The organism is Devosia sp. (genome assembly GCF_017307565.1).
Taxonomy (GTDB): Bacteria; Pseudomonadota; Alphaproteobacteria; order Rhizobiales; family Devosiaceae; genus Devosia.
Genome location: NZ_JAFKHD010000183.1, coordinates 1 through 10011 on the forward strand (window position 1 = coordinate 1; position 10011 = coordinate 10011).

The following is a 10011-nucleotide window of genomic DNA, read 5'->3' on the forward strand; positions in this document are numbered from 1 at the left end:
GGAGAGAGAAATGACCGACTTTGTGGACCGCGTGGTGGCGACACCCGCGGCTTTGGACTTGATCCACGAGATAGAGGTCCGCCACGGCAAGGTGATGTTCCACCAGTCAGGCGGCTGCTGCGACGGCTCCTCGCCCATGTGCTACCCCATCGGCGAGTTCATCGTGGGCGACCGCGACGTGCAAATGGGCGAAATCGGCGGCGCCCCGTTCTATATGTCGCCCAGCCAGTTCGAGTATTGGCAGCACACCCAGCTCATCATCGACGCCATTCCCGGTCGCGGCGGCATGTTCAGCCTCGACAACGGCACCGAGCGCCGTTTCCTGACGCGCTCCCGGGTGTTTTCAGATGAGGAGCACGCCCGGCGAAGGCCGATTGTGGTTCAGTAAAGGGGCGTAAGAACACCCCTCCCCGTCGTCATTGCCGGGCTTGTCCCGGCAATCCATCTCGCCTCCGCTAGCCATTCTTACGAATGGCTTGGGACCACCGGGACAAGCCCGGTGGTGACGAGCGACGAGACGTTTACGATTTCAATGAAACTGCGCCGTCTCCGTCGATTCCCCCATGGCCGTCGTAGCGCTCTTGCCTTCGCTCACCGCCAGAGACACCGCATCGAAATAGCTCGTGCCCACTTCCCGCTGGTGCCGCACCGCCGAAAACCCATGCGTCTCGGCCGCAAACTCCGCCTGTTGCAACCGGGAATACCCCGCCATGCCATCAGCCTTGTAGGCGCGGGCCAGTTCAAACGTCGTGAGGCTAAGATTGTGAAAGCCCGCCAGCGTGATGAACTGGTACTTGTAACCCATGGCCGCAATTTCGCGCTGGAAACTGGCCATTTCGGCCTCGCCCATGTGGCGCGCCCAGTTGAAGCTCGGCGAGCAATTGTAAGCCAGCATCTGATCCGGATGCGCCTTGCGCACCGCCTCTGCGAACTTCCTTGCCTCCGCCAGATCCGGCTTGCTCGTTTCGCACCAGATGAGATCGGCATAGGGCGCATAGGCAATCCCACGGGCAATCGCGGCGTCGATGCCACCCTTGAGACGATAAAACCCCTCGGGCGTCCGCTCGCCCGTGACGAAAGGCTTGTCATAGTCGTCGATATCCGAGGTGATCAGCCGCGCGGCTTCGGCGTCGGTTCGTGCCATGATCAGCGTCGGTACATCCATCACGTCGGCCGCCAGGCGCGCCGCATTGAGCGTGCGAATGAACTGGCTGGTCGGCACCAACACCTTGCCGCCGAGATGCCCGCACTTCTTTTCCGAAGCCAGTTGATCCTCAAAATGCACCGCGGCAGCGCCAGCTTCGATCATCGCCTTCATCAGCTCAAAGGCGTTGAGCGCCCCGCCAAATCCGGCTTCGGCATCGGCAATGATGGGCACGAAGAAATCGAGATCCGTCGTCGCCACCCCGTCCGCCTGCTCCATGCTTTGTATCTGGTCGGCGCGCTGCAGCGCCTTGTTGATCCGACGCACCACCGCCGGCACGCTGTCGACCGGGTAAAGCGACTGGTCGGGATACATATTGCCCGATGAATTGGCATCGGCCGCAACCTGCCAGCCGGAGAGATAAATGGCCTTCAAACCGGCCTTCACCTGCTGCACCGCCTGGTTGCCGGTAAAGGTGCCGAGGGTTGGCACGAAATCTTCGCTGTGCAGCAGCTCCCACAGACGCCGCGCGCCATTCTCGGCCAGCGTGTGCCGGATCGGCAACGAGCCGGAAAGCCGCGCAACTTCAGCGCGCGAATAGGTGCGGGAAATGGTCTTCCAGCGGTCGGGCGCATAGTCCGGCGTTGGAAAGCGTTCAGGTTGGCTGGGCTTGTCGAGCATGTCGTGTCTCCTCGTTTGGACGTGGCTTCGCCAGTCCCGCAAAAGCGGGTCGGGCAGTTCGTGGATGGGGAAATGGCTGCCCGTGGGCAGAAACCGCTAGGCGCTGACCCGGCGGCTGAAGGTTGCGGCAAACATGCCGCCACCCGAAAAGAGCTCGGTGCTGTCTGCACCGCTGACCAGCGCGAACTGGTGGCGGCCGATCTTGCCGGCAATGGCATAGCCCTGCTGATCAAGACCGCGCGCCTTGAATTGCGCCATGGCTTCGTGGGCGCTCGGGGCGATGATGGTCAGGTATTCTTCACGTTCACTGGCGTTGGGGCTCATCACGAAAACTCCTCCTTGATGCCTGCTGTAAAGATTTGACAAACTACCGAAAAACGCAAGAATATCTGCACATCGAGCCTGTAAAGCTGTAAATCACGGTCAATTTCGACGGTGATTTCTGTAAAGCCAGTAAATGCAGGCCGGGAGGAAAACATGGTTGCGGAAGCAGACATGCAGATCGGCGGCCGCATCAAGCGGCTGCGGCGCCAGAAGAAAGTGTCGCAGGCCGACCTTGCCCAGGCGCTGGGCATTTCGGCCAGTTATCTCAACCTGATCGAGCACAACCGGCGCAAGGTCACCGTCTCGCTGCTCTTCTCACTGGCCGGGCAACTGGGCGTCGAGCCCGGTGAGCTTGTCGATAGCGACGAGGGGCGCCTGGTCGGCGACCTGATGGAGGCCTTTGGCGATGATCTTTTCGTCGACAGCGACATCACCAATCTCGAAATCCGCGACCTCGCCCAATCCAACCCCGCTGCCGCCCGCGCCGTGCTGCGCCTTCACGACCGCTACCGCCTGCTCCTCGCCAGCGGCCCCCAACCCGCCGCCACCGCCGAACCGCCCTTTCACATGGCGACCGACGCCATCACCGATTTCCTGCAGGAACATGCCAACCACTTCCCCGCGCTGGAAGCGGCGGCCGAACGCATCCGCGCCGACATCGACAATTTTGGCGACAGTTTTGAGAGTGGGCTGAAGGCCTATCTGTTCAACGTCTTCGGCCAGGAGGTGCGTCTGTCCTCCCTGCCCCATGGCGTCGCGCGCCAGCGCGATCCATCGGGTCGGCAGATCATGATCTCGGACCTCCTGCCCACCGAGACCGCGCAGTTCCTCCTCGCCCACCACCTGGGCGAAGTCGCCGCCGGGGCCGAGATCGCCGCCATCATCGACACCTCCAACCTACCCGAAGGCGATGGCCCGGCTCTGGCGCGCAATGTGCTCGCCGCCTATTTCGCTGCCGCGCTGATCATGCCCTATGAGCCCTTCCTCAAGGCCTGCCGCGACCACCGCTATGACATCGAGCGTATCGGCCGCCGTTTTTCCGCGAGCTTCGAGCAGGTCTGCCACCGCATGACCACGCTGCAGCGCAAAGGCGCACAGGGCATTCCCCTGCACCTGGTGCGCACCGATATTGCCGGCAACATCTCCAAGCGCTTCTCCCTCTCGGGCATTCATATCCCCCGCCATTCCGGCGCCTGCCCCCGCTGGAATGTCTATGAAGCCTTCATGGCGCCCGAGCGCATCCATGTGCAGGTGAGCCAGATGCCCGATGGCCAGCGCTATTTCTGCATTGCCCGCACCATCACCAAGGGCGGCCACCGCTACAATGCCCCGCGCTCCTATCTTTCGATCGGACTCGGCTGCTCCGCCCACCACGCCCGCGAAATGGTCTATGCCGATGGTCTCGACGTCTTCGGGGAGGGCCAGGCCGTGCCGGTCGGCGTCGGCTGCCGGATATGTCCGCGCCTTGAATGCGGTCAGCGCGCGCATCCGCCGGCCGACCACCGCTTCAGCCTCGACGAAAACATGCGTGCCGAAAGCCTTTATGCCCGCATGAGCTAGGCCCGCCGGGCGGTTCGGTCGCCGCACTACCAGACCTGCCCACAAGTTCGGGATTTTGTTGCGAGCAGATTCAGCAAGACTTTACCTCTTGCGGCTTTGTTCCAAGCTGGGCCGGCTTGACGCAACAAACTATTGGAGAAACTGGAATTGTTTAGACGAAGGATAGCGATTTCGGTCGCAGCAATGCTGGTGGCCATGGCACCAATCCAGGCCGAAGAGCACGACAGCTCGCTGGACCGGGGTGAAGAGCCGCGCTGGATTCGTCACCCTGCCATTGCGCCCGATGGCGAAACCCTGAGCTTCACCCATCGGGGCCAGGTCTTCCTCGTCGATGCCGAAGGCGGCCTCGCTGTTCCCCTCACCGCTCAGGGCTCCTATAGCCACGACGCGGTCTGGGCGCCCGATTCTGAGCGCCTCGCCTTCGCCTCCGATATCAGCGGCACCGACAGCATCTACATTTCCGACTTCTCGGGCACGCTGCAGCGCTCGAGCTGGTCCTCGACCGGCGACACCCCCACGAGCTTCTCGCCCGATGGCAAATCCGTGCTCTACACCTCGCTCGGCCTCGGCGACGCCGAGCGCAGCGTGCAGGCTGCCCTCTCCGAAAAAACGCAGCTTTATGGTGTCGATACCACGACCGGCCGCGAATCGCTCATCCTGCCCAACTTTGCCCTCGAAGCGCGCTGGAACCCTGACGCCACCCGCCTCGCCTATTCCTACGATCCGTCGACCGACCCCGCCTCGCGCCAGCATCGCGTGGCCGCCAATGCCCGTCAGATCTGGATTTACGACGACGCCACCGGCAGGCACGAACGCCTCTTCGACGTCGATGGCACCGATCGCCTGAACCCCGTCTGGAGCAAGGACGGCACTGTCCTCTACTACCTCTCCGAAGCCTCCGGCTGGCTCAACGCCTGGCAGGTGGATCTCGCGAGCGGCGTCGAAACCCAGCTGACCTTCTTCGAAGACGCGCCCGTGCGCGACCTCTCGGTCGCCGATAATGGCACACTCGCTTTTGGGTATGACGGCCGCATCTACGTCAAGGCGTCGGCCGACGAAGCGCCCCGTGCCATCGAAATCCTCACGCTCGACCAGCGCGCCAGCATTGACAGCAACATTGTCGCCGGCTCCGCCACCGAACTCGTCTCCTCGCCCGATGGCGAGCGGCTGGCCGTGGTTTCGAGCACCGATATTTTCCTGCTCGACCGCGCCGGCAACTATCGCCAGTTGACCGCCACACCCACCGAAGAGAAGAACGTCACCTTCTCTCCCGATGGTTCGATGCTGGTCTATGCTGCCCAGCGCGGCCACGAATGGGGCCTCTACGCCATCGACCTGCAGGTCGGTGAATCCAATGATCCCCTCGCCATCAAGTATGAAGAAGTACCGCTCCTGGTGCCTGAGGAAGGCAACGCCTTCCAGCCGGCCTTCTCGCCCGATGGCACCCGCATCGCCTTCGTTTCCGACCGGCGCGAAGTGAAGGTGCTGGACCTGGCGAGCGGGGAAGTCACCGCGCTCTTCCAACCGTCCGACTACAATTCGTCCTATGGCGATGGTGATCAGTGGTTCGCCTGGTCCCCGACCTCGCAGGACATTCTGGTGCAGTGGCGCTATCAGGGCGGTGCGGATTCCGGCAAGGCCGCCATCGTTTCCGCCGATGGTAGCACCCCGCCCCAAATGGTCACCCAGGGCCTGCAAAGTTTCTCCAGCGGCTTCTGGAGCGCCGATGCCACTCAGGTCATTGGCGAAACCAACCTCTTCGGCGCCCGCTCGGCGCAACTCCACAGCCTGACTTACGATCTCTACCGCATCTTCGTTTCGGAAGCGGCCCGTCAGGATTTCCTCTCTATCAGCGAAGGCAATTTCCCTGTCACGAGCGATGAGGAAGACGCCGTCTATGAACCGCAGCGCTACGAGCCCGACACCACGCGCGCCCGTCGCCTCGGCACCCGATTGACCGAAGGCATCGGCGACGTTCTCCTCGCCCGCCCCCTTTCCGACTACGCCAATATCCTCCTGGTCACCCAGGACGTTCCGAGCGAAATCAACCTCGAAATCCTCAACCTGCGCAGCGGCGAACGCACGCTCATGCAGACCGTGGAAGCACCGGGCCTTGAGGCCGTCTCCTTTGTCAGCGCCCTCAATGTTGTCGATATCAAGCTTGTGGACACCATCCTGTCGGTGCCGCTCTACGACCCGAGCGGCGTTTCAAGCTCCCCTGCGCGCATCTTCACCACCGTCAATCCCGACCAGCGCCGTCGCGCCGCCTTCGAACAGGCCTGGGCCGACCTGAAATATCGCTACTACGATAGCGACCTCGAAGGCCGCGATTGGGAAGCGATCGGGGCCAAGTACCGCTCCTATCTCGGCTCCATCGCCACCAGCCGCGAACTCGCCGATCTCGTCGGCGCCATGTATGGCGAACTCTCGGCATCGCACCTGTTCACCGGCTTCCGCGGCGACGAAAGCTCCCGCATTGGCATCGGTTCGCGGAACGACGTCCTCGGGGTCTATCTCGACTATGGCTATGAGGGTCAGGGCCGGCGCGTCGCCGCCGTCCTGCCGGGCGGCCCGCTCGACCGTGCTGGTCTTGGCATCGATCCGGGCGACATCATCACCTCGATCAATGGCACGCCCGTGCCCGACGCCGGCGGCATCGAACGCCTGCTCGACATCAATCTAGGCAAGCGCGCCCTCATCGGCGTGATCGATGGCGAAGGCGCCGAAGAACGCTTCGTCTATGTCGACCCCATCGACTACTGGCGTCAGCTTGGCCTCGCCCGCACACGCCTCCTTGATGCTCGCACCGAGCTGGTCGATCGCCTGTCCAACGCCTGCGTCGCCTATCAATACGTTCCGGCCATGTCGAATGGCCCCTATCTCGACGTGCTGGGCCAACTCTATGGCGCCCGCGACATCGCCAAGGCCGCACTGATCGACGTGCGTTCCAATGGCGGCGGCAACCTCACCCGCGAGCTCATCACCCTGCTCTCGGGCAATCCCTATGCCCTCGTTGGCCGCGACGGCGCTCCCATCGCCACCGAGCCCAACAATCGCTGGGTCTGGCCCAGCGCGGTGCTGGTCGACAGCTTCGGCTATTCGGACGCGGCCATCTTCCCCCAGGCCTATCAGGATAGCGGCATCGGCCCGCTTGTCGGCGATACCGTGCTGAATACCGGGACCTATGTCGCGAGCATCAACAGCAAGCTGGTCCCGGGCTTCAATTATAACATCCCGGTCCTGCCCAGCCGCCGCCTCGATGGCTCCTATTATGAGAACCATGTCATCGAGCCCGATATTGCCGTCCCCTTCGATCCAAATGCCGTCGGCATTGGAGTCGATCCGCAGCTCGAAGCCGCTGTCGAGGCCCTGATGGCCCAGATCGGCAAGGACAGCGACTGCCGTTTACCCACGCAACGCTGATTAGCCAAGCATTCGAAAAGGCGCCCCACCGGGCGCCTTTTTTGTTTCCCCGGCCCGACGGAAAACTTTCCAACACACGATCCCCACCAGCCGCATTGACTCAAACTTTCACACCCGCTAATACGCATTAGCAGATAATACGTATTAGCGCTTGGGAGCAAAGCTCGTGGCTGCCGTTAAACGTTTGACACAAAAGGACATTGCGCAGCTGGCTGGTGTCAGCCAGGCCACCGTTTCCCTTGTTTTGAACGGCGCCCCCTCCTCCCAGGCCCGCATTCCGCAGGAAACCCGCGAGCGCGTCGAAAAGGTCATCCGCGACACCGGCTACGTCGCCGACCCCGTCGCCCGCAAAATGGTGAAGGGCCTCAACCGCATCCTCGGCGTTTTCACCTACGAACCCGCCTTCCCCTCCGGTCAGGCAGACTTCTTCACGCCCTTCCTCTTCGGCATCGAAGAAGCCGCGCAAAGCCTCGGCTACGACCTGCTGCTCCTCACCGGCGCGGGAAAACAGCGCAAGATCTTTGGCGACAATGTCCGCCTCCGCCTCGCCGATGGCTGCGTCATTCTCGGCCGCAAGTTCGACAATACCGAACTGGCCCGCCTCGTTGCTGGCGACTTCCCCTTCGTCGCCGTAGGTCGCCGCGACGATGCCGGCGGCCCCGTGCCCTATGTCGGCGGTGATTACGCCCCCGCTACCTCGGCCCTCGTCGAGCGCGCAAAATCCTTCGGCCACCGCCGCATCGCTTATGTCGGCCTCAACGAAGGCGCAGAGTCCACCGTCGATCGCTGGTACGGCTTCAGCCGCGCCGTGGGCGAAGCCGATCTCGTCGCCTCTGTCTTTGCCGTCGGCCGCCCGCCGAACGAAACCCTGGACGTCCTGCTCAGCGCTGGCACCACCTGCGTGTTCGTGACCGAACTATCCGATGCCATGGTCATGGAGCAGGCCGCTCGCGCCCGCGGCATTTCCGTGCCTGGCGACCTCTCCATCGTCGTCCTCGGCAATCACATCCGCGCCGAAGAGCCCGGCCGCCGTTTCACTTCATTCGCCATTCCGCGCGAGGCCATGGCCCGCGCCGCCACCGAAATGCTGGTCCGCCGCGTCGAGCACGATGCCCCGGTGGAACAGCTCCTCCTCCATTGCGAGCCGCTCGAGGGGGACACTCTCGGCGCTCCCTCCTCCAAAACCAAGAAGACCAAATGACCAAAGAACTTTCCGCAGATTTGCTCGTCGTCGGTGGTGGCCTCGGTGGCGTCGCCGCCGCTCTCGGCGCCCTGCGTTCGGGCCGCACCGTCATTCTCACCGAGGAATTCGATTGGCTCGGCGGCCAGCTCACGAGCCAGGCCGTCCCGCCCGATGAGCATTCCTGGGTCGAACAATTCGGCATCACCCGCTCTTATCGTCAGCTCCGCAACGGCATCCGCCAATATTATCGCGACCACTATCCGCTGACGGCCGAAAGCCGCGCCTGGGGCGATCTCAATCCCGGCGCCGGCTGGGTCAGCCGCCTCTGCGCCGAGCCGCGCACCGGCCTCGCCGTCATCGAAGCCATGCTCGCCCCCTGGCGTGGCGGCGGCCAGCTCCGCGTCCTGAAACCCTATCTGCCCGTCGCGGCCGATGTGCAGGGCGACACGGTCCGCGCCATCACCCTGCGCCACCGCGATACTGGCGCAGAAATCACCGTCTCCGCCTCCTACGTCGTCGACGCCACCGAACTCGGCGATCTCCTGCCGCTAACGGGCACCGAATACGCAAAAGGCTTCGAAGCGCAGTCCGACACCGGCGAACCCAGCGCTCCCGAAACCGCCCAGCCCGACAACGTCCAGGCCATCTCCGTCTGCTTCGCCATCGACCATGTCGACGGCAATCAGGTGATCGACAAGCCCGCCAATTACGACTTCTGGCGCCAGTACCAGCCCGATTTCTGGGGCGGCCCGCTGCTCGGCTTCAAGGCGCCACACCCGCGCACTCTCGAAATCACCGAACGCAGCTTCACCCCGAACCCGGATGACGATCCGCTGCTGGTGGACGCCGATCAGCGCCGCAATGCCGGCGACGGCAATCTCTGGACCTTCCGCCGCATCGCCGCCCGCCGCAATTTCGTGCCCGGCGCCTATGGCTCCGACATCTGCCTCGTGAACTGGCCGATGATCGACTACATGCTCGGCTCCATCATCGACGTCTCCGAGGAAGAAAAGGCTGCGCACCTCAAATCCGCCGCCGACCTCTCGTACGCCGTCTTCTATTGGCTCCAGACCGAAGCCCCGCGCCTCGATGGCGGTCAGGGTTTCCCTGGCTTGCGCCTGCGCGGTGACATCACCGGCACCGACCATGGTCTCGCCATGGCCCCCTACATTCGCGAAAGCCGCCGCATCCTGCCCGTCACCCGTATCGTCGAGCAGGACGTGTCGATGACCATCCATGGCAACACGCTGTCCAAGCAGTATCGCGACAGCGTCGGCATCGGCATGTACCGCATCGACCTCCACCCCTCGACGGGTGGCGACAACTATGTCGACGTCGAATCCGCGCCCTTCGAAATCCCGCTCGGCTCGCTCCTGCCGCGCCGCGTCAAAAACCTGCTTGCCGGCGGCAAGAACATGGGCACCACCCACATCACCAATGGCTGCTACCGCCTGCATCCGGTCGAGTGGAACGTCGGCGAAGTCGCCGGCCTCCTCGCCGCGCACTGCCTCAACAAGGGGCTCACGCCGCACCAGGTGCAGGCCGACGACGCCCTGCTCACCGATTTCCAGTCACGTCTCTATGCGGAAGGCATCGAAATCCGCTGGCCGGACGTGCGTGGCTACTGACCGTTTCGCATTATCAAGGGAGGAAACAAACCATGACGAAACATCTACTCAAGGCAACCGCCGCATCC

The 10011-nt window shown here is 63.3% G+C and carries 7 protein-coding genes; 5 read left to right on the forward strand and 2 right to left on the reverse strand.

Annotated features, from left to right (window positions below; translation table 11 throughout):
• The first annotated feature begins 10 nt into the window (after nucleotides 1-10).
• Nucleotides 11-388 (forward strand): DUF779 domain-containing protein, encoded by a 378-nt coding sequence (locus J0I64_RS05335; RefSeq protein ID WP_291406579.1) that lies wholly within the window; start codon nucleotides 11-13, stop codon nucleotides 386-388.
• A gap of 141 nt (nucleotides 389-529) precedes the next feature.
• On the opposite strand, the gene aceA is transcribed toward J0I64_RS05335, so the two are convergent.
• Together aceA and J0I64_RS05345 are read right to left on the reverse strand one after the other, a co-directional pair.
• Nucleotides 530-1825: an isocitrate lyase gene (gene aceA, locus J0I64_RS05340; protein WP_291406573.1), complete on the reverse strand. Its 1296-nt coding sequence runs from the start codon at nucleotides 1823-1825 to the stop codon at nucleotides 530-532.
• A 96-nt stretch (nucleotides 1826-1921) separates the two neighbouring features.
• A complete protein-coding gene (locus J0I64_RS05345) occupies nucleotides 1922-2149 on the reverse strand; it encodes a hypothetical protein (RefSeq protein ID WP_291406574.1) in 228 nt (75 codons plus the stop codon).
• Nucleotides 2150-2302: 153 nt separating this feature from the next.
• On the opposite strand from J0I64_RS05345, the gene J0I64_RS05350 reads away from it, so the two are divergent.
• From J0I64_RS05350 to J0I64_RS05365, 4 genes are all read left to right on the forward strand, one after another.
• Nucleotides 2303-3709 carry a short-chain fatty acyl-CoA regulator family protein gene (locus J0I64_RS05350; protein WP_291406575.1) on the forward strand — a complete coding sequence of 469 codons (1407 nt, stop codon included), beginning with the start codon at nucleotides 2303-2305 and terminating at the stop codon, nucleotides 3707-3709.
• 147 nt (nucleotides 3710-3856) lie between these two features.
• Complete coding sequence (locus J0I64_RS05355) at nucleotides 3857-7132, forward strand: S41 family peptidase (protein WP_291406576.1); 3276 nt, start codon at nucleotides 3857-3859, stop codon at nucleotides 7130-7132.
• 166 nt (nucleotides 7133-7298) lie between these two features.
• Entirely contained in the window at nucleotides 7299-8333 is a 1035-nt protein-coding gene (locus tag J0I64_RS05360; protein ID WP_291406577.1) for a LacI family DNA-binding transcriptional regulator, read from the forward strand.
• On the forward strand, nucleotides 8330-9943 hold the full coding sequence (locus J0I64_RS05365) for an FAD-dependent oxidoreductase (protein ID WP_291406578.1): 1614 nt from the start codon (nucleotides 8330-8332) through the stop codon (nucleotides 9941-9943). Before J0I64_RS05360 ends, J0I64_RS05365 begins: the two co-directional genes overlap by 4 nt.
• Nucleotides 9944-10011: the final 68 nt, after the last annotated feature.